Source organism: Aquipseudomonas ullengensis (assembly GCF_014174475.1).
Taxonomy (GTDB): domain Bacteria; phylum Pseudomonadota; class Gammaproteobacteria; order Pseudomonadales; family Pseudomonadaceae; genus Aquipseudomonas; species Aquipseudomonas ullengensis.
In genome coordinates this window covers 1,009,629-1,035,173 of the sequence record NZ_JACJUD010000001.1, presented here as the reverse complement: position 1 = coordinate 1,035,173, position 25,545 = coordinate 1,009,629, and the positions used below count along the sequence as shown (strand labels likewise).

The following is a 25,545-nucleotide window of genomic DNA, read 5'->3' as shown; positions in this document are numbered from 1 at the left end:
CTGCATGAAACTGCTGATTCTCGACCGCGACGGCGTCATCAATGAAGACTCCGACGCCTATATCAAGTCGCTGGCCGAGTGGGTTCCCATCCCCAGCGCCATCGATGCCATCGTGCGCCTGAGCAAGGCCGGCTGGACCGTGGCCGTGGCCACCAACCAGTCTGGCCTGGCGCGCGGCTATTACGACGTCGCCACCCTGGAGTCCATGCACACGCGCCTGCGTGAGCTGGTGGCCGGGCAGGGCGGCACAGTCGGCCTGATCGTGCACTGCCCCCATGGACCCGACGACGGTTGCGCCTGCCGCAAGCCCAAGCCGGGTATGCTCGAGCAGATCGCCGCGCACTACGGCACAGAACTGGCAGGCATCTGGTTCGTTGGCGACAGCAGGGGTGACCTCGACGCGGCGCTGGCCGTCCATTGCCAGCCCGTACTGGTGAAAACCGGCAAGGGCGAACGGACCCTGGCCAAGCCATTGCCAGCGGGAACCCTGATATTCGATGATCTGGCGGCAGTTGCCGATCAGCTTCTTCTCTAGAGAACACGAGCCCCCATGACGACAGTGCAGGCCATCAGAACCTTCTTCTTCTACCTGCTGCTGTCATCCAGCTCCTTCTTCTGGTGCATCCTCTGCGTGTTCATCGCGCCGCTGCTGCCGTTTCGCGCACGCTACCGCCTGGTAATCCAGACCTGGTGCCGCTGCGCCACCTGGCTGGCGAAAGTCATGGTGGGCATCCGTTACGAAGTCCACGGCCTGGAAAACATCCCGCAGCAGCCCTGCGTGATCCTCGCCAAGCACCAGAGCACCTGGGAAACCTTCTTCCTCTCGGCCTTCTTCGAACCGCTGTCGCAAGTGGTCAAGCGCGAGCTGCTGTATGTGCCGTTCTTCGGCTGGGCGATGGCCATGCTCAAGCCCATCGCCATCGACCGCAGCAACCCCAAGGCCGCCCTCAAGCAACTGGCCAAGCAGGGCGCCGAGCGCATCGAGCAGGGCGCCTGGGTGCTGATCTTCCCGGAAGGCACGCGCATTCCGCCGGGTCAGATCGGCAAGTTCTCGCGTGGCGGTACGGCCCTGGCGGTCAACTCCGGCCTGCCGGTGCTGCCGATCGCCCATAACGCCGGCGAGTTCTGGCCCAAGCAGGGCTGGGCCAAGTACCCCGGCACCATCCAGGTGGTGATCGGCCCGCTGATGTATGCCGAAGGCGAGGGCCCGCGCGCCATCGCCGAACTCAACGAGCGCGCCTTCAACTGGGTCAGCCAGACCCAGCAGCAGATCTCCGGCATCCCCACGCAACTCAGCCCGCTGGACGAGCCCAGCGCGGTTTGAGCCCAGCTGTGGATAAGCTGTGCAAGAAATACCGGCGCAGTGCCATCAGCAGCCGTAACCTAATGATATAAAACAGCTTTTCTCTCTACCTCGAATCAGGCATAGCGGGGCATAAGTTTTTCGCGCAGGCCTGCCGCAGGGAATTCGGCAGTGCCGCACAGTCTTGCCGGAACGCCCCGGCGGCAAAGGGGTTAAGCTAGCCGCACCTGCATTTCGTGAAAGGGAATTTCGCTCCATGCCGTCCATCTACCAGCTCAAGCCACGCTTCCAGAACCTGCTGCGCCCGGGCGTCACCCGCCTGCATGCGCGTGGTGTCACCGCCAACCAGGTGACCCTGGCCGCCGGCCTCGTCTCCGTGCTGCTCGGCGCGCTGCTGGCTCTGGGCAGCGCGCATGTCTGGCTGTTCGCCCTGATCCCCGTGTGGATGCTGTTGCGCATGGCGCTCAACGCCGTGGACGGCATGCTCGCCCGCGAGTTCGGCCAGCAATCCAGGCTCGGTGCCTACCTCAACGAACTCTGCGACGTGATCGCCGACAGCGCCCTGTACCTGCCTTTCGCCCTGCTGGCCGGGGTTTCGCCGCTGCTGGTGGTGCTGGTAGTGCTGCTGGCGGTGATCAGCGAATACGCCGGCGTGCTCGGCCCGATGGTCGGTGCCACGCGGCGCTACGACGGGCCCATGGGCAAGAGCGACCGCGCCTTCTGCTTCGGCACCCTGGGCGCGGGTGTAGCGTGCGGCCTGCTGCCAGCGTCTTGGATAGACGGGCTGCTCGCGGTGATCCTGGCCCTACTGCTGTACACCCTGTTCAACCGCGTGCGCCACGGCCTGGCCGAGGTGGCACAACCCTCCCAGTCGGAATAAGGATATTTCGATGCGCGAAGCCCAGAACCACATCTTCACCACTCACGATGGCGTCGAGCTGCTCTATCGCCACTGGCCCGCCACGACACCTGCTGCCGGCCCGCGCCAGGCAGTGGTGATGTTCCACCGCGGCCACGAGCACGGCGGGCGCATGGCCCACCTGCCGGGCGAGCTGGATCTACCGGATTACGACTTCTTCGCCTGGGACGCCCGCGGTCATGGCCTGTCCCCCGGCGCCCGTGGCGACAGCCCGAGCTTCGCCACCAGCGTGCGCGACGTGCAGGCCTTTATCGAGCACATCGCCGCGACCCACGCCGTAGCCGTCGAAGACATGGCCGTGCTGGCGCAGAGCGTCGGCGCCGTGGTGGTGTCGACCTGGGTCCACGACTACGCCCCGCAGATCCGCTGCCTGGTGCTCGCCTCGCCGGCGTTCAAGGTCAAGCTCTACGTGCCCTTCGCCCGCCCCGGTCTGAAGCTGCTGCGTGCCTGGCGCGGCAACTTCTTCGTCAACAGCTACGTCAAGGCGCGCTTCCTCAGCCACGATCCCGAGCGCATCGCTTCCTTCGAGAACGACCCGCTGATCAGCCGGCCGATTTCGGTGAACATGCTGCTCGGCCTGTATGAAGCCGCCGACCGCGTGGTGGCCGACGCCCAGGCGATCCAGATCCCCACCCAGCTGCTGATCTCCGGCGCCGACTTCGTTGTCCATCGCCAGCCGCAGGAGCAGTTCTTCGAGCGCCTGGGCAGCCTGCGCAAGGAGAAGCACATCCTCCCCGGCTTCTTCCACGACACCCTCGGCGAGCGCGACCGCGCCCATGCCCTGAGCCGTGCCCGACGCTTCATCCTGCGCAGCTTCGAGGAGCCATTGACCCGCCCCTCGCTGCTGGATGCCGACCGCCTTGGCGCCACCTGCGCCGAAGCCGAGGAACTGGCCGCACCGTTGCCGAAGAACTCCCTCGCCGACCTGTACTGGCGCGCCACCCGCGCCGGGTTGAAGCTGGGCAGCGGGCTGTCTGACGGGGTCAAACTGGGCTTCGCAACCGGCTTCGATTCCGGCAGCACCCTGGATTACGTCTATCGCAACACGCCAAGCGGCAAGAGCGCCCTGGGCCGGCTGATCGACCAGAACTACCTCAACTCCATCGGCTGGCGCGGCATTCGCCAGCGCAAGGTCCACGCCGAGGAGCTGCTGCGCCTGGCCATGGGCACGCTGCGCGAGGCGGGCAAGGGCGTGCGCATCGTCGATATCGCCGCCGGCCACGGCCGCTACATCCTCGAATCGCTCGAAGGGCTGCAGCACAAGCCGGACTCGATCCTGCTGCGCGACTACAGCGAAATCAACGTGCGCGACGGCAGTGCCCTGATCGAGCAGAAGGGCCTGGGCGAGATCGCCCGCTTCGTCAAAGGCGATGCCTTCGACAAGGCCGACCTGGCTGCACTCGACCCCAAACCAACGCTGGCCGTGGTCTCCGGCCTGTACGAGCTGTTCGGCAGCAACCAGATGGTCAGCGATTCGCTGGCCGGCCTGGCGGCAGCGGTCGAGGAGGGCGGCTACCTGATCTACACCGGCCAGCCCTGGCACCCGCAGCTGGAACTGATTGCCCGCGCCCTGACCAGCCACCGCGAAGGCCAGCCCTGGGTCATGCGTCGGCGCAGCCAGGCGGAAATGGATCAGCTGGTGGCCGCTGCCGGCTTCCGCAAGCTGGAACAGCGCATCGATGAGTGGGGCATCTTCAGCGTTTCCCTGGCCCAGCGGGTGTCCTGATGGACATCCCCGCCACCCGCGAAAGCGGGCTGTGGAAGCGCGGGGTGCTCTGGCTATTGCTGCTGGCCCCACTGTTCTTCGCCAGCTACAGCTTCGCCAACTGGCTGACCGCCAAGCGCAACGACGTCGGCAGCCTGGTGTTCGCCTGGGAAAGCCAGACCCCACTGTGGCCCTGGACCATCGTCCCTTACTGGTCGATCGACCTGCTCTACGGTCTGTCCTTCCTGCTCCCAGCTACTCGCCGGGAAATGGACCGGCACGCCCTGCGCCTGCTCAGCGTGCAGATCATCTGCGTCGCCTGCTTCCTGCTCTGGCCGTTGCGCTTCACCTTCGAGCGTCCGGAGCTGGCCGGCTTCTTCGGCTGGATGTTCGATGTGCTGATGGGGTTCGACAAGCCGTTCAACCAGGCGCCTTCACTGCATATCGCGTTGCTGGTGGTGATCTGGGTGATGTTCGCCCGGCACACCCGTGGCCTGCTGTTGCGCGGCCTGCTGCATGGCTGGATGGCGCTGATCGGCCTGTCGGTGCTGACCACCTGGCAGCATCACTTCATCGACGTACCCACCGGGGTGCTGGCCGGCTGGCTGTGCGTGTGGCTATGGCCCATCGAGGGGCGTAGCCCGCTGCAGCACCTGCAGGTCGCCCGGGATAGCAAACGCTGGCGCCTGGCCCTGCGCTATGCCTTCGGCAGCGCGGTCTGTGCTGCTGTGGCGGCCAATCTTGGCGGCGCTTGGCTATGGCTGCTGTGGCCGTGCGTCGCCCTGCTGCTGGTGGCGCTGAACTATGCGCTGATCGGTGCCGGCAGCTTCCAGAAGCAGGCCGATGGCTCCCTCACCACAGCCGCCCATTGGTTGTTTGCGCCCTATCTGGCCGGTGCCTGGCTCAATTCACGGCTGTGGACGCAGCGCCATCCACAACCCGATCAGGTCTGCCCGGGCATCTGGCTCGGTCGCTTGCCAACAACCCGCCAGTTGCAGCCCTTTGCTGCAGTGCTCGACCTGTGTGCCGAACTGCCGCTGCGTAACGACGGGAAGGCCTATCGCAACGTTGCGCTGCTCGACCTGATCACGCCCAGCGCAGCCGATTGCCTGAAAGCCGCCGAGGCCATCGAACAGCTGCGCCAGCACGGTCCGCTGCTGGTCTGCTGTGCCCTCGGCTACTCGCGCAGCGCCTGCGCCGTCGCCGCCTGGCTACTGCACTACGGCGGCAGCCAGAACGTCGAAGAGGCGCTGCAGCGGATTCGCCAGGCGCGTCCCCAGGTCGTCCTGAGCGACACGCACCAACAGGCATTGTTGGCCATGCGGCAACTGCCGGAACAACGGCCCAGCACCCAGGAGATGATCCATGGTCTCTGAAATGTCTCTGCTACTGATCGCCAGCCTGCTGCGCCGCGGGCGTCAGCTCGACCAGCTGTCCACCGGGCTGACCCTGCTGGGGTTGGCCGGCGGTCTGCTGCCAATGCTGATCGGGCGCGGCAACCTGCTGATGGCGCTGCCCTGCGTGCTGCTGATCCTGCTCGGCCTCGTGCAGAAGTACTGGGCGATCCGCGCAGCCCTGGACGCCGAGCTATTCGCCGTTCTGGCTGCCGACCCGACGCAACGGGAAGCACGCATCGCCGAACTCGATAGCGCACTGGTCGAACTGCACTTACAACCTGCCACCCAAACCGCCCGCCCGTGGGACGCCCGCATCCGCGGCGCCCGCCGCCTGTTGCGCATGCAGGGCCTGTGGCTGGCCGCCCAACTGTTGCTGGCACTGATCATGATCCTGGTCGTGCCCTGGTTTTCCTTCGCTGGATAGGAGTTGTCCATGCTCGCTTCATTGACCGCTTTCGCCATTACCTCGGCGGCGCGTCTGCTCACCGGGGCTCGCGCCTTGTGGCTGGGCAGCACCGCGCAGCCGGTGCAACGGCTGTACTACGCCAACCACAGCAGCCACGGCGACTTCGTTCTGCTGTGGGCCTCGCTGCCGGCCGAACTGCGCCGTAGCACCCGCCCGGTGGCCGGCGCCGACTACTGGCAGAAGGGCGGGCTGCGCAGCTTCCTGATCAACGAGGTGTTCAACGGCGTGCTGGTCGACCGCGATCGCAGCAACCCGGAACACAACCCGCTGCAGCCAATGCTCGACGCGCTGGAGCAGGGCGACTCGCTGATCATCTTCCCCGAAGGCACGCGCAACCTTGGCGACGAGCCGCTGCTGCCGTTCAAGAGCGGGATCTTCCACCTAGCCAAGGCGGCGCCGCAGGTGGAGCTGATCCCAGTGTGGATCGCCAACCTCAACCGGGTGATGCCCAAGGGCAGGGCGCTGCCCTTGCCGCTGCTGTGCACACTGAGTTTCGGCGCCGCGCTGGAACCCATCGACGGAGAAGCCAAGTCGGCCTTCCTCGAACGAGCGCGCAACGCCCTGCTGGCCCTGGCACCGGAGGAAGTCTGAGATGGATCGCAATACCCTGCTGTTATTCGCCGGCATCGGTGCCGTTCTGCTGCTGGCCAGCCTGATCGGCCGCGTGCTCAAACGCCGCGCCGGCGATACGCCCAACTCGGTGATCGATAACCTCAACTCGCGCATCGATGCCTGGTGGGTGATGGTGCTGGTGATCGGCATCGCCTTCGTCTTCGGCAAGAATGGCGTGGTGCTGCTGTTCTACGGCGTGTCGTTCTACGCCCTGCGCGAATTCATGACCCTCACCCCGACCCGGCGCGGCGATTACCCGGCGCTGGTCGCCGCCTTCTACTTCGCCCTGCCCATGCAGTACCTGCTGATTGGCATCGACTGGTACGGGTTGTTCAGCATCTTCATCCCGGTCTACCTGTTCCTGCTGCTGCCGATCCTTGCGTCGCTCGGCGGCGATACCACGCGCTTCCTCGAGCGGGCGTCCAAGGTGCAGTGGGGGCTGATGATCGCGGTGTACTGCGTGTCTATGGTGCCGGCACTGCTGACCCTGGAGATTCCCGGTTATGAAGGACGCAACCTGCTGCTGATCGCCTGGCTGATCCTGGTGGTGCAACTGTCCGATGTGCTGCAGTACGTCTGCGGCAAGCTGTTCGGCAAACACAAGATTGCGCCCAAGCTGTCGCCATCAAAGACCGTGGAAGGCTTTATCGGCGGCGTGGCCCTGGCGACCCTGATCGGCGCACTGCTGTGCTGGATCACCCCGTTCAGCTTCTGGCAGGCCGCCCTCATGGCACTGCTGGTCAACCTGCTGGGCTTTGCCGGTGGCCTGGTCATGTCGGCGATCAAACGTGATCGCGGGGTGAAAGATTGGGGGCACATGATCGAAGGCCACGGCGGCATGCTCGACCGCATGGACTCGGTGTGTTTCGCCGCACCAATCTTCTTCCACTTCGTTCGCTACTGGTGGGCATGAGTTAAGCCTTTGAATAGGCAATAAAAAACCCGGCGATTGCCGGGTTTTTTATATCTAGCGAAAAACTTAGAAGTCCAGGTTGGACACCGCCAGGGCATTGCTTTCGATGAAGTCGCGGCGCGGCTCCACGGCATCGCCCATCAGGGTGTTGAAGATCTGATCCGCCGCGATGGCGTCTTCGATCGTCACCTTGAGCATGCGCCGCACGCTCGGGTCCATGGTGGTTTCCCACAGCTGCTCCGGGTTCATCTCGCCCAGACCTTTATAACGCTGGATGCTGTGACGCTTGGTGCTTTCGGTCATCAGCCAGGTCAATGCTTCCTTGAAGGTAGTGACCGGTTTCTTGCGCTCGCCACGCTGCACGTAGGCACCGTCTTCCAGCAGGCTGTTGAGCTGCTCGCCGAGGGTAGTCACGGTGCGGTAGTCGTTGCTGGCGAAGAAGTCGCGGTTGAAGGTGATGTAGCTCGACAGGCCGTGGGCCATCACTTCAACTTCCGGCAGCCACAGGTGACGCTCGTTGTCTTCACGCAGGCTAGCGGTGTAGGTCTGTCCAGACTTCTCGACACCTTTCAGGCGCGCCTGGAAAGCGTCCAGCCAGGACTGCATGGCAGCCTGGTCGGCCAGCTGCTCGACCGATACGCGCGGCAGGTAGACGAAGTGCTCGGTGATGTCCTGCGGGTAGACGCGGGACAGGCGACCGAGGGTCTTCATCACCGCGCGGTACTCGTTGACCAGCTTCTCCAGCGCCGCGCCGGACAGGCCCGGGGCATTCTCGTTGACGTGCAGGCTGGCGTCGTCGAGGGCGGACGAGGTCATGTATTCATCCATGGCCTCGTCGTCCTTGATGTACTGCTCCTGCTTGCCCTTCTTCACCTTGTACAGCGGCGGTTGGGCGATATAGATGTAGCCACGCTCGACCAGCTCCGGCAGCTGACGGAAGAAGAAGGTCAGCAGCAGGGTACGGATGTGCGAACCGTCGACGTCGGCGTCGGTCATGATGATGATGTTGTGATAGCGCAGCTTGTCGATGTTGTACTCGTCGCGACCGATACCACAGCCGAGTGCCGTGATCAGCGTGCCGACTTCCTGGGAGGAAATCATGCGATCGAAACGCGCGCGCTCAACGTTGAGAATCTTGCCCTTGAGCGGCAGGATCGCCTGGGTCTTGCGGTTACGGCCCTGCTTCGCAGAACCGCCCGCGGAGTCCCCTTCCACGATGTAGAGTTCAGACAGCGCCGGGTCTTTTTCCTGGCAGTCGGCCAGCTTGCCGGGCAGGCCGGCGATATCCAGCGCGCCTTTGCGGCGGGTCATTTCACGCGCTTTGCGCGCCGCTTCACGGGCACGGGCGGCGTCGATCATCTTGCCGACCACGGCCTTGGCTTCGTTGGGGTTCTCCAGCAGGAAGTCGGCAAAGTGCTTGCCCATTTCCTGTTCCACCGCGGTTTTCACCTCGGAGGAGACCAGTTTGTCCTTGGTCTGCGAGCTGAACTTCGGATCCGGCACCTTGACCGAGATGATCGCGGTCAGGCCTTCACGGGCGTCATCACCGGTGGTCGCGACCTTGTGCTTCTTGGCCAGGCCTTCGGCCTCGATGTAGTTGTTCAGGTGGCGGGTGAGAGCGGAGCGGAAACCAGCCAGGTGAGTACCGCCGTCACGCTGCGGAATGTTGTTGGTGAAGCACAACAGGTTCTCGTTGAAGCTGTCGTTCCACTGCAGAGCAACTTCAACACCCACGCCATCTTCCTCGCGCTGGATGTTGAAGTGGAACACCTGGTTGACCACGGTCTTGTTGGTGTTCAGGTATTCGACGAACGCCTTGAGGCCACCCTCGTACTTGAACAGCTCTTCCTTGCCGCTGCGCTCGTCCTTGAGGACGATGCCGACACCGGAGTTGAGGAAGGACAGTTCGCGCAGGCGCTTGGCCAGGATGTCCCAGCTGAAGTGGATATTGGCGAACGTGTCTTCCGACGGTTTGAAGTGGATCTGCGTGCCGGTGCTATCGCTGTCACCAACCGGGCCCAGCGGGGCCTGTGGGACGCCGTGGACGTAGGTCTGTTCCCAGACCTTGCCGCTGCGGCGAATGGTCAGGACCAGTTCTTTCGACAGCGCGTTCACCACCGAGACACCCACGCCGTGCAGGCCGCCGGATACCTTGTAGCTGTTGTCGTCGAACTTACCGCCGGCGTGCAGCACGGTCATGATGACCTCGGCGGCGGAGACGCCTTCCTCTTTGTGCATGTCGACCGGGATGCCGCGACCGTTGTCGCGCACGGTGATCGACTCATCCGGGTGGATGGTGATGCTGATGTCAGTGCAGTGGCCGGCCAGCGCTTCGTCGATCGAGTTGTCGACCACCTCGAAGACCATGTGGTGCAGACCGCTGCCGTCATCGGTGTCGCCGATGTACATGCCTGGTCGCTTGCGTACGGCATCCAGTCCCTTGAGGACCTTGATACTGTTGGAGTCGTACGTTTGGTTTTCGCTCATGCCTTCACTCCCGGTGGTCGTGTCTGGGTGATACAGCCATGTTCCACGTGGAACATGGCGACCGGCGTATCCGTGCGCCAGCCATCATTCAGTAATTCGTGGTCGACACAGGTGATGAACACCTGACACTGCAAATCATCCAGCAGTCGGCACAAGGCCTGTCGATGTTGCTCATCCAGCTCCGACGGTAAGTCGTCTACCAGATAAATGCACTGGCCATGTTTGGCCTGGTTCAGCAGATGCCCCTGGGCAATACGCAGTGCGCAAACCACCAACTTCTGCTGGCCGCGGGACAGAATCTCTGCGGCATTATGTGCGCCGAGGCGCAGGCGTAAATCGGCGCGCTGCGGTCCGGCCTGGGTATGTCCGAGCTGCTGGTCGCGGGGCAGGGTAGCGGCCAGTACATCGGTCAGCGCCTTGTCCTTGTCCCAACCGCGGTAGTAACTCAAGGTCAGTCCCTCAAGTTCCACCAGCTCACTCAGCACCTGCTCGAACACCGGTTTGAGGGCTTGGATATAGGCCCGTCGATAACCGTCCAACTCATCGCTGGCCAGGCACAGCTCACGGTCCCACGCGGCCTGTACAGCGCCGTCCAGTGTACCATGCCGCAGCCACGAGTTTCGCTGGCGCAGGGCCTTCTGCAGGCGCTGCCAGGCCGGCAAAAAACGTGGTTCCACGTGGAACACTCCCCAATCGAGGAACTGCCGACGAATCTTCGGCGCCCCTTCGAGTAGGCGGAAACTGTCCGGGTTGATCACCTGCAACGGCAACACTTCGGCAAGCTGCGCCGTGCTGCGCGCATTCTGCCCATCGATGCGAATCTGCAACTCGCCCTGACGGTCACGAGAAATACCCAGATTACTGGAGCGATCATCAGCCAGCTCAACCTGACCGAATACGGTACAGGCCGGTTGCTCGTACTGAATCATCGGCAGTAGCTTGTTGCTGCGAAAGGAGCGGGCGAGGCCGAGCAGGTGGATGGCTTCCAACAGGCTGGTCTTGCCGCTGCCGTTGGCGCCGTGAAGGATGTTGATGCGGGGAGAGGGGGAGAGCGTCACCGGGTGCAGATTTCGCACCGCGGTGACGGTGACGCGGGAGAGAGACATTCAGGGGTTACAGGCGCATCGGCATGACAACGTAAGACGAATCGTCGTTGCCGGCTTCTTGCACCAGGGCGCTGCTGTTGGCATCGGAGAGGATCAGACGCACCTGTTCGGTGGTCATAACGCCCAGCACGTCGAGCAGGTAGCTGACGTTGAAACCGATCTCCAGCGAGCCGCCGTTGTAGTCGACTGCCACTTCTTCTTCCGCTTCTTCCTGCTCCGGGTTATTCGCCTGGATCTTCAGCTGACCGCTGGCCAGTTGCAGACGAATGCCACGGTACTTCTCGTTGGACAGAATCGAGGTACGGCTGAAGGCTTCACGCAGGGCCTGACGATCACCAATCACCAGCTTGTCGCCACCACGCGGCAACACACGCTCGTAATCCGGGAACTTGCCGTCGACCAGCTTGGAGGTGAAGGTGAACTCGCCAGTGGTGGCGCGGATATGATGCTGGCCAAGGACGATGGCGACTTCGCCGTCCTGTTCGGTGAGCAGGCGAGCCAGCTCGAGAATACCTTTGCGCGGCACGATGACCTGGTGCTTCTCGGTGTTTTCGATGGCCGCTTCCATGGCGCACATGGCCAGGCGGTGACCGTCGGTGGCTACGGCGCGCAGGACGCCGGTCTGTACTTCGATCAGCATGCCGTTGAGGTAGTAGCGCACGTCTTGCTGGGCCATGGCGAAACTGGTGCGCTCGATCAGACGGCGCAGCTTGCTCTGGATCAGCGAGAAGGTCAGCGAACCCGGGCCTTCTTCCACGGTGGGGAAGTCATTGGCTGGCAGGGTCGACAGGGTGAAACGGCTGCGCCCGGCCTTGACCACCAGCTTCTGCTCATCGACGCGGATATCGATCAGCGCGTCATTCGGCAGGCTCTTGCAGATGTCCATCAGCTTGCGTGCCGGTACGGTGATCTCACCCGGCTCGGCGCTGTCTTCGAGCGCTACGCGGCCAACCAGTTCGACTTCCAGATCGGTACCGGTCAACGACAGCTGTTGGCCTTCGACCACCAGCAGCACGTTGGAGAGTACCGGCAAGGTCTGACGGCGTTCGACGACGCCGGCGACCAGTTGCAGGGGTTTCAACAGGGCTTCGCGTTGAATGGTGAAATGCATGGTCTAGTCCCTTGCCTAATGAGGCTGCGTGTCAGGTAGTCAGGGTGCGCAGCAGGTTCTTGTAGTCCTCGCGGATATCCGCGTCGGATTCCCGCAGTTCCGCAATCTTACGACAGGCGTGCAGAACTGTGGTGTGGTCTCTTCCGCCAAATGCATCGCCGATTTCCGGCAGGCTGTGGTTGGTCAATTCTTTCGACAAGGCCATGGCCACCTGGCGTGGTCGGGCGACCGAACGCGAGCGGCGCTTGGACAGCAGATCGGAAATCTTGATCTTGTAGTACTCGGCCACGGTGCGCTGGATATTGTCGACGCTGACCAGCTTGTCCTGCAGGGCCAGCAGATCCTTCAGCGATTCACGAATCAGCTCGATGGTGATCGGCTGGTTGGTGAAGTGCGAGTGGGCGATCACCCGTTTCAGCGCGCCTTCCAGTTCGCGCACGTTGGAGCGAATGCGCTGGGCAATAAAGAAGGCGGCGTCATGCGGCAGATCAACCTTGGTCTGCTCGGCCTTCTTCATCAGGATGGCCACGCGGGTCTCCAGCTCAGGCGGCTCGACCGCGACGGTCAGGCCCCAACCGAAGCGCGACTTCAAGCGTTCTTCCAGGCCTTCGATTTCCTTCGGGTAGCGATCGCTGGTGAGGATCACCTGCTGGCCGCCTTCGAGCAGGGCGTTGAAGGTGTGGAAGAACTCCTCCTGGGAACGCTCCTTCTTGGCGAAGAACTGGATATCGTCGATCAGCAGCGCGTCGACCGAACGGTAGAAGCGCTTGAACTCGTTGATCGCATTGAGCTGCAACGCCTTGACCATATCAGCGACGAAACGCTCGGAATGCAGGTAAACCACCTTGGCATTCGGATTCTTTTTCAGCAGGTGGTTACCCACCGCGTGCATCAGGTGGGTTTTGCCGAGACCGACGCCGCCATAAAGAAAGAGGGGGTTGTAACCGTGCTTGAGGTTGTCGGCTACCTGCCAGGCGGCCGCGCGGGCCATCTGGTTGGATTTACCCTCGACGAAGTTCTCGAAGGTGAAAGTGCGGTTGAGGTAGCTGGTGTGCTTCAACGCACCCTCGACCTGAACCGAGCGCTCGGTAGGTCGTGTTGCTACAGCAGGAGCCTGATTCATCAGCGAGTCGGCCGCTGCTTCGACGTGCAGTGGCGCTGGGGCAGCCGGGGCACTGGGAGCACTCACAGTTGGGGCCGGAGCGGCTACTCGCGCCGCAGCGCTGCGTTTGCTGCCAATCAAGAGTGACAACCCGGGCGCCAGACCAGTGGCCCGCTCAGCTAGAAGCTCGAGCAGGCGTACCATGTACTTCTCGTTGACCCAGTCGAGGACAAAGCGGTTCGGTGCATAGACCCGCAGCTCATCACCCTCGGCTTCCACCTGCAGCGGACGGATCCAGGTATTGAATTGTTGTGCGGGCAACTCGTCGCGTAGCAGCTCAACACACTGCTGCCAAAGTTCAACGGACACTTACATCCCCTAGGTCGCTACGGTTCGCGAGGCAAAAAATCAGCCTGCATTGTAGCCCCGCCAAACCGAGTTATCCACACGTATAAGCGACTGCAGCCAAGTAAAATCAAGGATTTACTAGTGTTCCTAAGGTTCCCGCATGCGCTAATGAAAGCTGTGGATAACGGTAACCAAGGGCTCTGGAAAACCCGGTGGACAAGCGGGTGAAAAATCCCACTGTGGGTAAGTCGTGGTTTAATCCACAGCTCACCCCCAGGCGACACACAGTCCCAGCACGGCTTACCGACAACCTTTGCAAACGCCAGAAGCTTAGGATGACTAGGACTGCAGCCACTTACCCACAGAAAAGCAGCTCAGTAAGAGTTATTACCAGTTCTAGTCTTTTAAGCATTTCTTTCCTTTTATCTTTCTTTACTCAATCAAGCGTGGTTGGAAATTGACCTGAGGCTCGGCTTTCACTAGAATCGCCGGTCTCTTTAAACGGGGGCCATTCCGGCCCGTAGTGGACCACCCAGGTAACGCACCATGAAACGCACTTTCCAACCCAGCACTATCAAGCGCGCTCGCACTCACGGTTTCCGCGCTCGCATGGCCACCAAAAACGGTCGTGCCGTCCTGTCCCGTCGTCGTGCCAAAGGCCGCAAGCGCCTGGCCGTCTGATAAACCGGAACAGGTGGTGAGTCGAGACTTCTGTCGGGAAAAGCGTTTGCTGACTCCCCGGCACTTCAAAGCGGTTTTCGACTCTCCCAGCGGCAAAGCCCCCGGCAAGAACGTCCTGCTCCTGGCTCGTGAAAACGATCTGAACCATCCCCGCCTGGGTTTGGTGATCGGTAAGAAAAGCGTCAAGCTTTCTGTCGAGCGTAACCGTCTGAAGCGCCTGATTCGGGATTCGTTCCGACTCAATCAGGAGCTGTTGGGCGGTTTGGACATTGTCGTGGTGGCGCGCAAGGGCTTGGGCGATCTGCACAACCCGGAACTGCATGAGCAGTTCGGCAAATTGTGGAAACGCCTGGCTCGCCAGCGACCAGCCCCTGAACCGCAGACCGAACCAGGGGTAAGCGATAGTCCCCATGCGTAAACTGGCCATCCTTTCGATCCAGTTCTACCGCTACGCCATCAGCCCTTTGATGGCTAATCACTGTCGCTTCTATCCCAGCTGTTCCTGCTACACGCAGGAAGCCATTGAAACCCATGGCTTCCTGCGTGGTAGCTGGCTTGGCATTCGCCGCCTCAGCCGCTGCCATCCCTGGAACCCCGGTGGTTATGACCCGGTTCCACCTCCTTCTTCTCCTTCGATGACCGAGTAATCCATGGATATCCAACGCTCGATCCTGCTCGTCGCCCTGGCCATCGTGTCTTACCTGATGGTGTTGCAGTGGAACCAGGACTATGGCCAGGCAGCCTTGCCGGCTCAGACCGCAACTGTTGCCGGTAACCCGTCCCTGTCGCTGCCTGACGCCACCTCGACTACGGCTGCCAGCAGCGACCTGCCGAGCGCAGTCGAAGCGTCCAACCAGCCACCTGCCAGTGCGCCCGTCAGCGACGAGCTGATTCGCGTGAAGACCGATGTCCTCGATCTGGCCATCGATCCGCGTGGCGGCGATATCGTGCAACTGAACCTGTCGGCGTACCCGCGTCGCCAGGATCGTCCGGATGTACCGTTCCAGCTGTTCGACAATGGCGGCGAGCGCCTGTACCTGGCCCAGAGCGGCCTGATGGGCAGTAACGCGCCGGACAAATCCAGCGGTCGTGCGCTGTGGAGCAGCGAGCAGAAGAGCTACCAGCTGGCTGACGGTCAGGACACTCTGGTCGTCGACCTGAAATACAACGAAGCCGGCGTCAACTTCATCAAGCGCTACAGCTTCAAGCGCGGCCTGAATGCCCAGTGCACGGCCAAGCAACAGTCGCTGAAGAAACCCGGCTGCGTCGACCCGTCGTCGTACAAGGTTGATATCAGCTACCTGATCGACAACCAGAGCGGCGCAAGCTGGAGCGGCAACATGTTCGCTCAGCTCAAGCGCGACAGCAGCAGCGACCCGTCGTCGACCACTGCGACCGGCACCGCCACCTACCTCGGCGCAGCCATCTGGACCCCGACCAAGTCGTACAACAAGGTGTCGATGAAGGACATCGACAAGCAGCCGCTGAAAGAAACCGTTCAGGGCGGCTGGGTTGCCTGGTTGCAGCATTACTTCGTGACCGCGTGGATTCCAGGCAAGAACGACAGCAACATCATCCAGACCCGCAAAGACGCCCAGGGTAACTACATCGTCGGTTTCACCGGCCCGACCCTCAGCGTTGCCGCCGGCGCCAAAGCCGAAACCAGCGCCACCCTGTATGCCGGTCCGAAAATCCAGAAGTACCTCGGCGAACTCTCCCCAGGTCTGGAACTGACCGTCGACTACGGCATCCTGTGGTTCATCGCCCAGCCGATCTTCTGGCTGCTGGAACATATCCACAGCCTCCTCGGCAACTGGGGCTGGTCGATCATCGTCCTGACCATCATCATCAAACTGGCCTTCTTCCCGCTGTCCGCCGCCAGCTACAAGTCGATGGCACGCATGCGTGCGGTATCGCCGAAGCTGGCCGCGCTGAAAGAACAGCATGGCGACGATCGCCAGAAGATGTCCCAGGCGATGATGGAGCTGTACAAGAAGGAGAAGATCAACCCGCTCGGTGGCTGCTTGCCGATCCTGGTGCAGATGCCGGTATTCCTGGCGCTCTACTGGACCCTCCTGGAAAGCGTGGAAATGCGCCAGGCCCCGTGGCTGCTGTGGATCACCGACCTGTCGATCAAGGATCCGTTCTTCCTCCTGCCGATCATCATGGGTGCCACCATGTTCATCCAGCAGCGTCTCAACCCGACGCCGCCGGATCCGATGCAGGCCAAGGTGATGAAGATGATGCCGATCATCTTCACCTTCTTCTTCCTCTGGTTCCCTGCTGGTCTGGTGCTGTACTGGGTGGTCAACAACTGCCTGTCGATCGCCCAGCAGTGGTACATTACCCGCAAGATCGAGGCTGCGACGGCGAAAGCCTGACCCTCAGCCGCTGGACAAAACGCCCCCTCGTGGGGCGTTTTGCTATCTGCCATTTACCTTCGTGAGAACCGCCATGACCGCTGCCCGTGAAACCATCGCTGCCGTCGCCACTGCCCAGGGCCGTGGGGGTGTCGGTATCGTGCGGGTGTCCGGGCCACGGGCAAAAGCCATCGGCATCACCCTCAGCGGCTTCGAAGCCAAGCCACGGCATGCCCATTACGGCCCCTGGCACGACAACGATGGCGAGGTGATCGACCAGGGCCTGTTGCTGTACTTCCCTGGACCACACTCCTTCACCGGCGAGGATGTGCTGGAGCTGCAAGGCCATGGCGGCCCGGTGGTGCTCGACATGCTCCTGCAGCGCTGCCTGCAGCTTGGCGCGCGTCAGGCACGCCCAGGGGAGTTCAGTGAGCGTGCCTTTCTCAACGACAAACTCGACCTGGCCCAGGCCGAGGCGATTGCCGACCTCATCGAAGCCAGCTCCGCACAAGCCGCGCGTAATGCCCTGCGCTCGCTGCAGGGCGAGTTCTCCCGACGCGTGCATGGTCTGACCGAGAAACTGATTGAGCTGCGCATCTATGTCGAAGCGGCGATCGACTTCCCCGAGGAAGAAATCGACTTCCTCGCCGACGGCCATGTGCTCGGCCTGCTGGATGGCGTGCGCGAAAACTTATCCACAGTGCAACGCGAAGCGGGCCAGGGCGCCCTGCTCCGTGATGGCATGACCGTGGTCATCGCCGGCCGGCCCAATGCTGGCAAATCCAGCCTGCTCAATGCCCTGGCGGGACGCGAAGCCGCCATCGTCACCGAGATCGCCGGCACCACCCGCGATGTGCTGCGCGAACATATCCACATCGACGGCATGCCACTGCACGTGGTGGACACCGCTGGCCTGCGCGACACCGATGACCAGGTCGAGAAGATTGGCGTGGAACGCGCGCTCAAGGCGATTGGCGAGGCTGATCGAGTATTGCTGGTGGTCGACTCCACCGCCCCGGAAGCCGCTGATCCCTTCGCCCTGTGGCCGGAATTCCTCGACCAGCGCCCCGATCCGACACGGGTCACCCTGATCCGCAACAAGGCTGACCTGTCGGGTGAAACGGTCAGCCTGGACACCTGCGAGGATGGCCACGTCACCCTCGCGCTGTCGGCCAAATCCAGCGAAGGCTTGGACTTGCTGCGCGAACACCTCAAGGCCTGCATGGGTTATCAACAGACCGCCGAGAACAGTTTCAGCGCTCGTCGTCGCCACCTAGAAGCTCTGCGCCTGGCATCCAATCACCTCGAGCACGGCCGTGCCCAGCTAACCCTGGCCGGTGCTGGCGAGTTGCTGGCCGAGGATCTGCGCCAGGCTCAACAAGCACTGGGCGAGATAACCGGTGCTTTCAGTTCGGACGACCTGCTCGGACGGATCTTCTCCAGCTTCTGCATCGGCAAATAACCCGCTTTGCTCATCCGCCTGCCTGACTCCAGGCTGATTCGCCCTGCCTGATAGTTATCCAATGGCCGTAAAACCCCAACCTGAGCCCTGTGGAAAACCATGCCTAAGCCCGGTCTATAACTGGGCTTGAAAACTGAAGATAAAATCGCCTGTGCATAACTAGCCATTCCATCCACAGCTAATGGGCAGGTTGCCCAGTGGAAAGTGCCAGGATCAGCACAGGGTTATCATTCGCTGTACAGATTGCTATCAATGGGCTGTAGAGCTTTATCCACAGAAAGTGGCTTCACCATACATAAACATAAAAATAAGGCTTTATAAAAATTCATTCTTTTATTCTCTATAAACCTGAAGCTTTACCGACTGGCTATTTTTTGTGCAGAAGGCTTCATTCACCCGGTCTAACTCCCTATACTTGCCGGCTGTCTCGCTTTTCAAAGCAAAAGCCTCCCTTTCTCTACAGGCACGAGGTGCGTGGTGGATTTCCCTTCTCGTTTTGACGTGATCGTGATCGGCGGCGGTCATGCCGGTACCGAAGCTGCTCTGGCAGCCGCACGCATGGGCGTGAAGACCCTGCTACTGACCCATAACGTGGAAACCCTCGGCCAGATGAGCTGCAACCCGGCCATCGGCGGGATCGGCAAGAGCCACCTGGTCAAGGAAATCGATGCCCTCGGCGGCGCGATGGCGATTGCCACGGACAAAGGGGGCATCCAGTTCCGTGTGCTCAACAGCCGCAAGGGCCCAGCCGTGCGCGCTACCCGCGCCCAGGCCGACCGTGTGCTGTACAAGGCAGCGATCCGCGAAATTCTGGAAAACCAGCCCAACCTGTGGATATTCCAGCAGGCCGCTGACGACCTGATCGTCGAGCAGGCTGAAGTCAAAGGCGTGGTCACCCAGATGGGCCTGCGCTTCTTCGCCGATTCCGTGGTGCTGACCACCGGCACTTTCCTCGGCGGACTTATCCACATCGGTTTGCAGAACTATTCCGGTGGGCGTGCCGGCGATCCGCCCTCGATCGCCTTGGCCCAGCGCCTGCGCGAACTGCCGCTGCGCGTCGGTCGTCTGAAAACCGGGACCCCGCCGCGCATCGACGGTCGCTCGGTGGACTTCTCGCTGATGACCGAGCAACCGGGCGATACGCCGATCCCGGTGATGTCTTTCCTTGGCAGCAAGGAGCAACACCCGCAGCAAGTCAGCTGCTGGATGACCCACACCAACGCGCGTACCCACGAGATCATTGCCAGCAACCTGGATCGTTCGCCGATGTACTCGGGCGTGATCGAGGGCATCGGTCCGCGTTACTGCCCGTCGATCGAAGACAAGATTCATCGTTTCGCCGACAAGGACAGCCACCAGGTGTTCATCGAGCCGGAAGGCCTGACCACCCATGAGCTGTACCCCAACGGCATCTCCACCTCGTTGCCGTTCGATGTGCAGCTGCAGATCGTGCGCTCCATCCGTGGCATGGAGAACGCCCACATCGTGCGTCCCGGCTACGCCATCGAGTACGACTACTTCGATCCGCGCGACCTGAAATACAGCCTGGAAACCAAAGTCATCGGCGGCCTGTTCTTCGCCGGGCAGATCAACGGCACCACCGGCTACGAAGAAGCCGGCGCCCAGGGCCTGCTGGCCGGCGCCAACGCTGCCCTGCGCGCACAGGGCAAGGACAGCTGGTGTCCGCGTCGCGACGAGGCCTACATCGGTGTGCTGGTCGACGACCTGATTACCCTGGGCACCCAGGAGCCGTACCGCATGTTCACTTCGCGCGCCGAATACCGGCTGATCCTGCGCGAAGACAACGCCGACCTGCGCCTGACCGAGAAAGGCCGCGAGCTGGGCCTGGTCGATGACGTGCGCTGGGCCGCTTTCGAAGCCAAGCGCGAAGGCATCATCCAGGAAGAGCAGCGCTTGAAGAGCACCTGGGTACGCCCAGGCACTCCGCAGGGCGATGCCATCGTCGAGCGCTTCGGTACGCCGCTGGCTCACGAGTACAACCTGCTCAACCTGCTCAGTCGTCCGGAAATCGACTACGCCAGCCTGATCGAACTGACGGGCACCGGTGCCAGCGACCCGCAAGTCGCCGAGCAGATCGAGATCAAGACCAAGTACGCCGGCTACATCGATCGCCAGCAGGAAGAAATCGAACGCCTGCGTGCCAGCGAAGACACCAAGCTGCCGGCCGATATCGACTACGCCGGGATTTCCGGGCTGTCCAAGGAAATCCAGGGCAAGCTCGGCAACACCCGTCCGGAAACCCTCGGCCAGGCGTCGCGCATCCCCGGTGTCACCCCAGCCGCGATTTCCCTGTTGCTGATCCATTTGAAGAAACGCGGCGCTGGCCGTCAGCTGGAGCAAAGCGCCTGATGTCTGTCGTCACCCAACGCCATGCCGACGAACTCGCGCAAGGCGCGCTGGCGCTCGGCGTCGAACTGTCCGCTCAGCAGCAGGAGCTGCTGCTGGCCTACCTGGCGCTGCTGATCAAGTGGAACAAGGCTTACAACCTGACCGCGGTGCGCAACCCGGATGAGATGGTCTCGCGCCATCTGCTCGACAGCCTCAGCGTGGTGCCCTTCGTCGCTGAGCGCGGCGCCAGCTGGCTGGATGTTGGGAGCGGCGGTGGGATGCCGGGGATTCCCCTGGCGATCCTGTTCCCCGAGCGGCAGTTCAGCCTGCTCGACTCCAATGGCAAGAAGACCCGCTTCCTCACCCAGGTGAAGCTGGAGCTGAAACTGGCCAACCTGGAAGTTATCCACAGCCGGGTCGAGGAGTTCCGTCCCGAGCAGCCGTTTGCTGGTATCTGCTCGCGGGCGTTCAGCTCGTTGGAGGACTTCAGCAACTGGACCCGGCATCTGGGAGACGGCAGTACGCAGTGGCTGGCGATGAAAGGCGTGCACCCGGACGACGAGCTGCAGGCCCTGCCGGCCGACTTCCGCCTGGAAAGCACGCACGTGCTCAAGGTTCCCGGTTGCCAAGGCCAACGCCATCTGTTGATACTGCGTCGCTCGGTCTAGGGGAAAGCACAAGATGGCCAAGGTATTCGCAATCGCCAATCAGAAAGGCGGGGTGGGCAAGACGACCACCTGCATCAACCTGGCTGCCTCGCTGGTCGCGACCAAGCGTCGTGTGCTGCTGATCGATCTTGATCCACAGGGCAACGCCACCATGGGTAGCGGTGTGGATAAGCAGGCGCTGGAGCATTCGATCTATGACGTGCTGATCGGCGAAAGCACGGTCGGCGAAGCCATGCAGTTCTCCGAGCATGGCGGTTACCAGTTGCTGCCGGCCAACCGCGACCTGACTGCCGCGGAAGTTGCCCTGCTGGAAATGAAGATGAAGGAGAGTCGCCTGCGCTATGCCCTGGCGCCGATCCGCGAGAACTACGACTACATCCTCATCGACTGTCCGCCGGCGCTGTCCATGCTCACGGTCAACGCCCTGGTTGCCGCCGATGGCGTGATCATCCCCATGCAGTGCGAGTACTACGCCCTGGAAGGCTTGAGCGACCTGGTCAACAGCATCCAGCGCATCAGCGAGTTGCTCAACCCGAACCTGAAGATCGAAGGCCTGCTGCGTACCATGTACGACCCGCGCATCAGCCTGACCAACGATGTCACTGAACAGCTCAAGGCCCACTTCGGTGACAAGCTGTATGACGTGGTCATCCCACGCAACGTGCGTCTCGCCGAGGCGCCCAGCTTCGGTATGCCGGCGCTGGTCTACGACAAGCAATCCCGTGGCGCTATCGCCTACCTGGCGCTCGCCGGCGAACTGGTGCGCCGCCAGCGCAACAACGCCAAAACCGCTACTGCATAAGGAATCCCATGGCTATCAAGAAACGCGGACTCGGCCGCGGGCTGGACGCCCTGCTGGGTGGTACCTCCGCCGCAGCCCTGGAAAACGAAGCAGTACAGGCTGATACCCGTGAGCTGCAGCATCTGCCGCTCGACCTGGTGCAGCGTGGCAAATACCAGCCGCGCCGTGACATGGATCCGGGTGCGCTCGAAGAGCTGGCCAACTCGATCAAGGCCCAGGGCGTGATGCAGCCGATCGTGGTTCGCCCTATCGGTGGAGGTCGTTTCGAGATCATTGCCGGTGAGCGCCGTTGGCGTGCCAGCCAGCAGGCCGGTCTGGAGAAGATCCCGGCCATGGTCCGCGAAGTGCCGGACGAAGCCGCCATCGCCATGGCACTGATCGAGAACATCCAGCGCGAAGACCTCAACCCGATCGAGGAAGCCGTCGCCCTGCAGCGACTGCAGCAAGAGTTCGAACTGACCCAGCAGCAGGTCGCCGACGCGGTGGGCAAGTCGCGTGCAACCATCACCAACCTGCTGCGCCTGATCGCCCTGCCGGAAGAGATCAAGACCCTGCTTTCCCATGGTGATCTGGAAATGGGCCATGCACGTGCCCTGCTCGGTTTGCCGGCGGAACAGCAGGTCGAAGGTGCGCGACATGTTGTCGCACGCGGCCTCACCGTACGGCAGACCGAAGCCCTGGTTCGCCAGTGGCTGAGCAGCAAGGAAAAACCGGTCGCAGCGGTCAAGTCCGACCCGGACATCAGTCGCCTCGAACAGCGCCTGGCCGAGAAGCTAGGGGCTCCCGTGCAGATCAAGCATGGTCAGAAGGGCAAGGGCCAACTGGTCATCCGCTACAGCTCGCTGGACGAGTTGCAGGGCGTTTTGGCGCATATCCGCTAAAACCCCGGAAACAATTGCACATCTTTGGTGCTGTAGCGGCGGTCGGAATTCACTACCGCGCTGTTGAATGGGGCTGGAACGCCCCCTATACTCTGCGCGCATTTTGTCGGCACAAACTATGCCAAGTTATTGATTTAAGGCGGCCGACGCCAGAGGAACAGTAGTGATGGATGCCCGCACGCAGAACCGCCTGCCCTTCCATCGTTTACCGGTATTTCCGGTACTGCTGGCCCAACTGATCGTGGTACTGCTGGCTGCTGTCACCCTGTACGGATGGCGCGGCCCGGTAAGCGGTTACTCGGGACTCTGTGGGGGGCTGATTGCCTGGCTGCCCAACCTGTATTTCGCCCACAAGGCGTTCCGTTTCAGCGGGGCGCGGGCTGCCCAGAGCATCGTCCGGTCTTTTTATGCCGGCGAGGCGGGCAAACTGATTCTGACGGCAGCGTTATTCACGCTGGCGTTTGCAGGGGTGAAACCTCTGGAGGCACTGGCACTGTTCGGTGTTTTCCTACTGACCCAACTGGTCAACTGGTTCGCACCGCTGCTGATGAGAACAAGACTTTCGAGACCTTAGAGCGTTTGAGGCAAACATGGCAGAACAAACCGCTTCGGGCTATATCCAGCACCACCTGCAGAACCTGACTTTCGGGCAACTGCCAGGCGGCGACTGGGGCTTCGCCCACACCGCAGCTGAAGCAAAGGCAATGGGCTTTTGGGCATTCCACGTGGATACCCTGGGCTGGTCCGTCTTTCTCGGCCTGATCTTCATCCTGCTGTTCCGCTCGGCCGCCAAGCGCGCCACCAGCGGCCAACCGGGTGGCCTGCAGAACTTCGTCGAAGTCCTGATCGAGTTCGTTGACGGCAGCGTCAAGGACACCTTCCACGGCCGCAACAACCTGATCGCGCCGCTGGCCCTGACCATCTTCGTCTGGATCTTCCTGATGAACCTGATGGACCTGGTGCCGGTCGACTTCCTGCCGATGGCCGCTGCTGCCATTACCGGCAACGATCACCTGTTCTTCCGCGTGGTTCCGACCACTGACCCGAACGCCACCCTGGGCATGGCCCTGGCAGTCTTCGGCCTGATCATTTTCTACAGCATCAAGGTCAAGGGCATCGGCGGTTTCCTCGGTGAGCTGACCCTGCATCCTTTCGGTAGCAAGAACATCGCCGTGCAGATCCTGCTGATTCCGGTGAACTTCCTGCTCGAGTTCGTGACCCTGATCGCCAAGCCGATTTCCCTGGCCCTGCGACTGTTCGGCAACATGTACGCCGGCGAACTGATCTTCATCCTGATTGCCGTGATGTTCGGCAGTGGCATGTTCCTGCTCAGCACCCTGGGTGTTGCGCTGAACTGGGCGTGGGCTGTGTTCCACATCCTGATCATCACCCTGCAGGCCTTCATCTTCATGATGTTGACCATCGTCTACCTGTCGATGGCGCACGAAGACAACCACTAAGAGGCATCTGCCTCTTTAGGTAACGAAAACCGCTTTACCGCTTCACTTAAACCTTTAAACAAATACGACGTAAAAGTCGGGAGGAAAAATGGAAACTGTAGTTGGTCTCACCGCGATTGCTGTTGCCCTGCTGATCGGCCTGGGCGCCCTGGGTACTGCCATTGGTTTCGGCCTGCTGGGCGGCAAATTCCTGGAAGGCGCTGCGCGTCAGCCGGAAATGGTTCCGATGCTGCAGGTCAAAATGTTCATCGTCGCCGGTCTGCTGGACGCCGTGACCATGATCGGTGTTGGTATCGCTCTGTTCTTCACCTTCGCTAACCCGTTCATTGCTCAAGTAGCCCAGTAATTCTCGCTGTTGAGAATTTGGACTGACAACGAGAGCGAGGTATTGGCGTGAACATTAATGCAACCCTGATTGGCCAGGCCGTTGCGTTCTTCATTTTCGTGCTGTTCTGCATGAAGTTCGTATGGCCTCCGGTCATCACGGCTTTGCGCGAGCGCCAGAAGAAGATCGCTGATGGTTTGGACGCCGCCAACCGTGCGGCTCGTGATCTGGAGCTGGCCCACGAGAAAGTGGCTCAGCAACTGCGCGAAGCCAAAACCCAGGCTGCTGAAATCATCGAGCAGGCCAAGAAACGCGGTACTCAGATCGTCGACGAAGCCCGTGATCAGGCCCGTGTCGAAGCTGACCGTGTGAAGGCTCAGGCTCAGGCCGAGATCGAACAGGAACTGAACAGCGTCAAAGACGCCTTGCGTGCCCAAGTGGGTGCTCTGGCTGTCGGCGGTGCCGAGAAGATCCTGGGTGCAACCATCGATCAAAACGCGCATGCGGAGCTGGTTAACAAACTGGCAGCCGAAATCTAAGCGAGGGCGATCATGGCAGAACTGACCACGCTGGCCCGACCTTACGCCAAGGCTGCTTTCGAGCACGCCCAGGCCCATCAGCAACTGGCCTCCTGGTCAGCCATGCTCGGCCTGGCTGCAGCGGTGTCGCAAGACGACACCCTGCAACGCGTGCTCAAGGCCCCGCGTCTGACGAGTACAGAAAAGGCCACCACGTTTATTGACGTGTGTGGTGACAAGTTCGATGCCCAGGCACGCAACTTCATTTCCGTGGTAGCCGAAAACGGTCGTCTCGACCTGTTGCCGGAAATCGCCGCCGAGTTCGACCTGTACAAGGCCGAGCAAGAAAAATTGGTGGACGTGGAAGTGACCAGTGCCTTCGCATTGAGCACAGAACAGCAAGACAAACTCGCCAAGGTTCTCAGCGCACGGCTCAGTCGAGAAGTGCGTCTGCACGCAACGGAAGACGCCACCCTTATCGGTGGTGTGGTTATCCGTGCGGGCGACCTGGTTATCGATGGCTCGGTTCGCGGCAAAATCGCGAAGCTGGCCGAAGCGTTGAAATCTTGA

At 61.7% G+C, this 25,545-nt stretch carries 25 protein-coding genes and 1 pseudogene; 22 read left to right on the top strand and 4 right to left on the bottom strand.

All coding sequences use genetic code 11. The features are described from left to right. The first annotated feature begins 4 nt into the window (after nt 1–4). The 8 genes from gmhB to H3H51_RS04605 all read left to right on the top strand — a co-directional run bounded on the left by gmhB (nt 5) and on the right by H3H51_RS04605 (nt 7,315). Nucleotides 5–535 (top strand): D-glycero-beta-D-manno-heptose 1,7-bisphosphate 7-phosphatase, encoded by a 531-nt coding sequence (gmhB, locus tag H3H51_RS04640; RefSeq protein ID WP_183087832.1) that lies wholly within the window; start codon nt 5–7, stop codon nt 533–535. A gap of 15 nt (nt 536–550) precedes the next feature. Continuing rightward, on the top strand, nt 551–1,324 hold the full coding sequence (locus H3H51_RS04635; RefSeq protein ID WP_183087831.1) for a lysophospholipid acyltransferase family protein: 774 nt from the start codon (nt 551–553) through the stop codon (nt 1,322–1,324). A gap of 235 nt (nt 1,325–1,559) precedes the next feature. Continuing rightward, nucleotides 1,560–2,183: a CDP-alcohol phosphatidyltransferase family protein gene (locus tag H3H51_RS04630; RefSeq protein ID WP_183087830.1), complete on the top strand. Its 624-nt coding sequence runs from the start codon at nt 1,560–1,562 to the stop codon at nt 2,181–2,183. Between the two features lie 10 nt (nt 2,184–2,193). After that, nucleotides 2,194–3,948 (top strand): bifunctional alpha/beta hydrolase/class I SAM-dependent methyltransferase, encoded by a 1,755-nt coding sequence (locus H3H51_RS04625; protein WP_183087829.1) that lies wholly within the window; start codon nt 2,194–2,196, stop codon nt 3,946–3,948. After that, the gene (locus H3H51_RS04620) at nt 3,948–5,303 is read left to right on the top strand and encodes a phosphatase PAP2/dual specificity phosphatase family protein (protein ID WP_183087828.1); all 1,356 of its coding nucleotides are present in this window, start codon (nt 3,948–3,950) and stop codon (nt 5,301–5,303) included. The genes H3H51_RS04625 and H3H51_RS04620 overlap by 1 nt, the downstream gene beginning before the upstream one ends. Next, the gene (locus tag H3H51_RS04615) at nt 5,293–5,748 is read left to right on the top strand and encodes a hypothetical protein (RefSeq protein ID WP_183087827.1); all 456 of its coding nucleotides are present in this window, start codon (nt 5,293–5,295) and stop codon (nt 5,746–5,748) included. Before H3H51_RS04620 ends, H3H51_RS04615 begins: the two co-directional genes overlap by 11 nt. A 9-nt stretch (nt 5,749–5,757) precedes the next feature. Beyond that, entirely contained in the window at nt 5,758–6,381 is a 624-nt protein-coding gene (locus tag H3H51_RS04610) for a lysophospholipid acyltransferase family protein (RefSeq protein WP_183087826.1), read from the top strand. Nucleotide 6,382: 1 nt separating this feature from the next. After that, complete coding sequence (locus H3H51_RS04605) at nt 6,383–7,315, top strand: phosphatidate cytidylyltransferase (protein ID WP_183087825.1); 933 nt, start codon at nt 6,383–6,385, stop codon at nt 7,313–7,315. A gap of 66 nt (nt 7,316–7,381) precedes the next feature. Here H3H51_RS04605 and gyrB read toward each other — a convergent pair whose 3' ends face one another. The 4 genes and pseudogenes from gyrB to dnaA all read right to left on the bottom strand — a co-directional run bounded on the left by gyrB (nt 7,382) and on the right by dnaA (nt 13,490). Continuing rightward, complete coding sequence (gyrB, locus tag H3H51_RS04600; RefSeq protein ID WP_183087824.1) at nt 7,382–9,802, bottom strand: DNA topoisomerase (ATP-hydrolyzing) subunit B; 2,421 nt, start codon at nt 9,800–9,802, stop codon at nt 7,382–7,384. Between the two features lie 4 nt (nt 9,803–9,806). Next, nucleotides 9,807–10,908: pseudogene (gene recF, locus H3H51_RS04595) on the bottom strand (DNA replication/repair protein RecF). 7 nt (nt 10,909–10,915) lie between these two features. Further along, nucleotides 10,916–12,019, bottom strand: coding sequence for a DNA polymerase III subunit beta (dnaN, locus tag H3H51_RS04590; RefSeq protein ID WP_183087822.1), 1,104 nt, complete (start codon nt 12,017–12,019; stop codon nt 10,916–10,918). A 31-nt stretch (nt 12,020–12,050) separates the two neighbouring features. After that, a complete protein-coding gene (gene dnaA / locus H3H51_RS04585; protein ID WP_183087821.1) occupies nt 12,051–13,490 on the bottom strand; it encodes a chromosomal replication initiator protein DnaA in 1,440 nt (479 codons plus the stop codon). 525 nt (nt 13,491–14,015) lie between these two features. Here dnaA and rpmH point away from each other — a divergent pair. The 14 genes from rpmH to H3H51_RS04515 all read left to right on the top strand — a co-directional run bounded on the left by rpmH (nt 14,016) and on the right by H3H51_RS04515 (nt 25,545). Then, entirely contained in the window at nt 14,016–14,150 is a 135-nt protein-coding gene (rpmH, locus tag H3H51_RS04580; RefSeq protein WP_002551315.1) for a 50S ribosomal protein L34, read from the top strand. A gap of 13 nt (nt 14,151–14,163) precedes the next feature. After that, entirely contained in the window at nt 14,164–14,568 is a 405-nt protein-coding gene (rnpA, locus tag H3H51_RS04575) for a ribonuclease P protein component (protein ID WP_328803624.1), read from the top strand. After that, nucleotides 14,561–14,797, top strand: a complete 237-nt coding sequence (gene yidD, locus H3H51_RS04570; protein ID WP_183087819.1) for a membrane protein insertion efficiency factor YidD — start codon at nt 14,561–14,563, stop codon at nt 14,795–14,797. The genes rnpA and yidD overlap by 8 nt, the downstream gene beginning before the upstream one ends. Nucleotides 14,798–14,800: 3 nt before the next feature. After that, nucleotides 14,801–16,531 carry a membrane protein insertase YidC gene (gene yidC / locus H3H51_RS04565; protein ID WP_183087818.1) on the top strand — a complete coding sequence of 577 codons (1,731 nt, stop codon included), beginning with the start codon at nt 14,801–14,803 and terminating at the stop codon, nt 16,529–16,531. A gap of 73 nt (nt 16,532–16,604) precedes the next feature. After that, nucleotides 16,605–17,972 carry a tRNA uridine-5-carboxymethylaminomethyl(34) synthesis GTPase MnmE gene (mnmE, locus tag H3H51_RS04560; protein ID WP_183087817.1) on the top strand — a complete coding sequence of 456 codons (1,368 nt, stop codon included), beginning with the start codon at nt 16,605–16,607 and terminating at the stop codon, nt 17,970–17,972. 477 nt (nt 17,973–18,449) lie between these two features. Continuing rightward, on the top strand, nt 18,450–20,342 hold the full coding sequence (gene mnmG, locus H3H51_RS04555) for a tRNA uridine-5-carboxymethylaminomethyl(34) synthesis enzyme MnmG (RefSeq protein ID WP_183087816.1): 1,893 nt from the start codon (nt 18,450–18,452) through the stop codon (nt 20,340–20,342). Next, entirely contained in the window at nt 20,342–20,989 is a 648-nt protein-coding gene (gene rsmG, locus H3H51_RS04550) for a 16S rRNA (guanine(527)-N(7))-methyltransferase RsmG (protein WP_183087815.1), read from the top strand. Before mnmG ends, rsmG begins: the two co-directional genes overlap by 1 nt. Before the next feature lie 13 nt (nt 20,990–21,002). Then, nucleotides 21,003–21,791, top strand: coding sequence for a ParA family protein (locus H3H51_RS04545; RefSeq protein WP_183087814.1), 789 nt, complete (start codon nt 21,003–21,005; stop codon nt 21,789–21,791). Between the two features lie 8 nt (nt 21,792–21,799). Then, nucleotides 21,800–22,672 (top strand): ParB/RepB/Spo0J family partition protein, encoded by an 873-nt coding sequence (locus tag H3H51_RS04540; protein WP_183087813.1) that lies wholly within the window; start codon nt 21,800–21,802, stop codon nt 22,670–22,672. Between the two features lie 166 nt (nt 22,673–22,838). Next, on the top strand, nt 22,839–23,246 hold the full coding sequence (locus H3H51_RS04535) for a F0F1 ATP synthase subunit I (RefSeq protein WP_183087812.1): 408 nt from the start codon (nt 22,839–22,841) through the stop codon (nt 23,244–23,246). A gap of 16 nt (nt 23,247–23,262) precedes the next feature. Continuing rightward, a complete protein-coding gene (atpB, locus tag H3H51_RS04530) occupies nt 23,263–24,132 on the top strand; it encodes a F0F1 ATP synthase subunit A (protein ID WP_183087811.1) in 870 nt (289 codons plus the stop codon). An 88-nt stretch (nt 24,133–24,220) separates the two neighbouring features. Further along, nucleotides 24,221–24,478: a F0F1 ATP synthase subunit C gene (gene atpE, locus H3H51_RS04525; RefSeq protein ID WP_003457994.1), complete on the top strand. Its 258-nt coding sequence runs from the start codon at nt 24,221–24,223 to the stop codon at nt 24,476–24,478. 47 nt (nt 24,479–24,525) lie between these two features. Then, the gene (locus H3H51_RS04520) at nt 24,526–24,996 is read left to right on the top strand and encodes a F0F1 ATP synthase subunit B (protein ID WP_043311981.1); all 471 of its coding nucleotides are present in this window, start codon (nt 24,526–24,528) and stop codon (nt 24,994–24,996) included. A 12-nt stretch (nt 24,997–25,008) separates the two neighbouring features. Further along, on the top strand, nt 25,009–25,545 hold the full coding sequence (locus H3H51_RS04515; protein ID WP_183087810.1) for a F0F1 ATP synthase subunit delta: 537 nt from the start codon (nt 25,009–25,011) through the stop codon (nt 25,543–25,545).

Bases quoted from the DNA above. Each gene is read 5' to 3' on its own strand.
- gmhB (WP_183087832.1), top strand. From the start codon at position 5: ATGAAACTGCTGATTCTCGACCGCGACGGCGTCATCAATGAAGACTCC.
- H3H51_RS04635 (WP_183087831.1), top strand. From the start codon at position 551: ATGACGACAGTGCAGGCCATCAGAACCTTCTTCTTCTACCTGCTGCTG.
- H3H51_RS04630 (WP_183087830.1), top strand. From the start codon at position 1,560: ATGCCGTCCATCTACCAGCTCAAGCCACGCTTCCAGAACCTGCTGCGC.
- H3H51_RS04625 (WP_183087829.1), top strand. From the start codon at position 2,194: ATGCGCGAAGCCCAGAACCACATCTTCACCACTCACGATGGCGTCGAG.
- H3H51_RS04620 (WP_183087828.1), top strand. From the start codon at position 3,948: ATGGACATCCCCGCCACCCGCGAAAGCGGGCTGTGGAAGCGCGGGGTG.
- H3H51_RS04615 (WP_183087827.1), top strand. From the start codon at position 5,293: ATGGTCTCTGAAATGTCTCTGCTACTGATCGCCAGCCTGCTGCGCCGC.
- H3H51_RS04610 (WP_183087826.1), top strand. From the start codon at position 5,758: ATGCTCGCTTCATTGACCGCTTTCGCCATTACCTCGGCGGCGCGTCTG.
- H3H51_RS04605 (WP_183087825.1), top strand. From the start codon at position 6,383: ATGGATCGCAATACCCTGCTGTTATTCGCCGGCATCGGTGCCGTTCTG.
- gyrB (WP_183087824.1), bottom strand. From the start codon at position 9,802: ATGAGCGAAAACCAAACGTACGACTCCAACAGTATCAAGGTCCTCAAG.
- dnaN (WP_183087822.1), bottom strand. From the start codon at position 12,019: ATGCATTTCACCATTCAACGCGAAGCCCTGTTGAAACCCCTGCAACTG.
- rpmH (WP_002551315.1), top strand. From the start codon at position 14,016: ATGAAACGCACTTTCCAACCCAGCACTATCAAGCGCGCTCGCACTCAC.
- yidD (WP_183087819.1), top strand. From the start codon at position 14,561: ATGCGTAAACTGGCCATCCTTTCGATCCAGTTCTACCGCTACGCCATC.
- yidC (WP_183087818.1), top strand. From the start codon at position 14,801: ATGGATATCCAACGCTCGATCCTGCTCGTCGCCCTGGCCATCGTGTCT.
- mnmE (WP_183087817.1), top strand. From the start codon at position 16,605: ATGACCGCTGCCCGTGAAACCATCGCTGCCGTCGCCACTGCCCAGGGC.
- rsmG (WP_183087815.1), top strand. From the start codon at position 20,342: ATGTCTGTCGTCACCCAACGCCATGCCGACGAACTCGCGCAAGGCGCG.
- H3H51_RS04545 (WP_183087814.1), top strand. From the start codon at position 21,003: ATGGCCAAGGTATTCGCAATCGCCAATCAGAAAGGCGGGGTGGGCAAG.
- H3H51_RS04540 (WP_183087813.1), top strand. From the start codon at position 21,800: ATGGCTATCAAGAAACGCGGACTCGGCCGCGGGCTGGACGCCCTGCTG.
- H3H51_RS04535 (WP_183087812.1), top strand. From the start codon at position 22,839: ATGGATGCCCGCACGCAGAACCGCCTGCCCTTCCATCGTTTACCGGTA.
- atpB (WP_183087811.1), top strand. From the start codon at position 23,263: ATGGCAGAACAAACCGCTTCGGGCTATATCCAGCACCACCTGCAGAAC.
- atpE (WP_003457994.1), top strand. From the start codon at position 24,221: ATGGAAACTGTAGTTGGTCTCACCGCGATTGCTGTTGCCCTGCTGATC.
- H3H51_RS04515 (WP_183087810.1), top strand. From the start codon at position 25,009: ATGGCAGAACTGACCACGCTGGCCCGACCTTACGCCAAGGCTGCTTTC.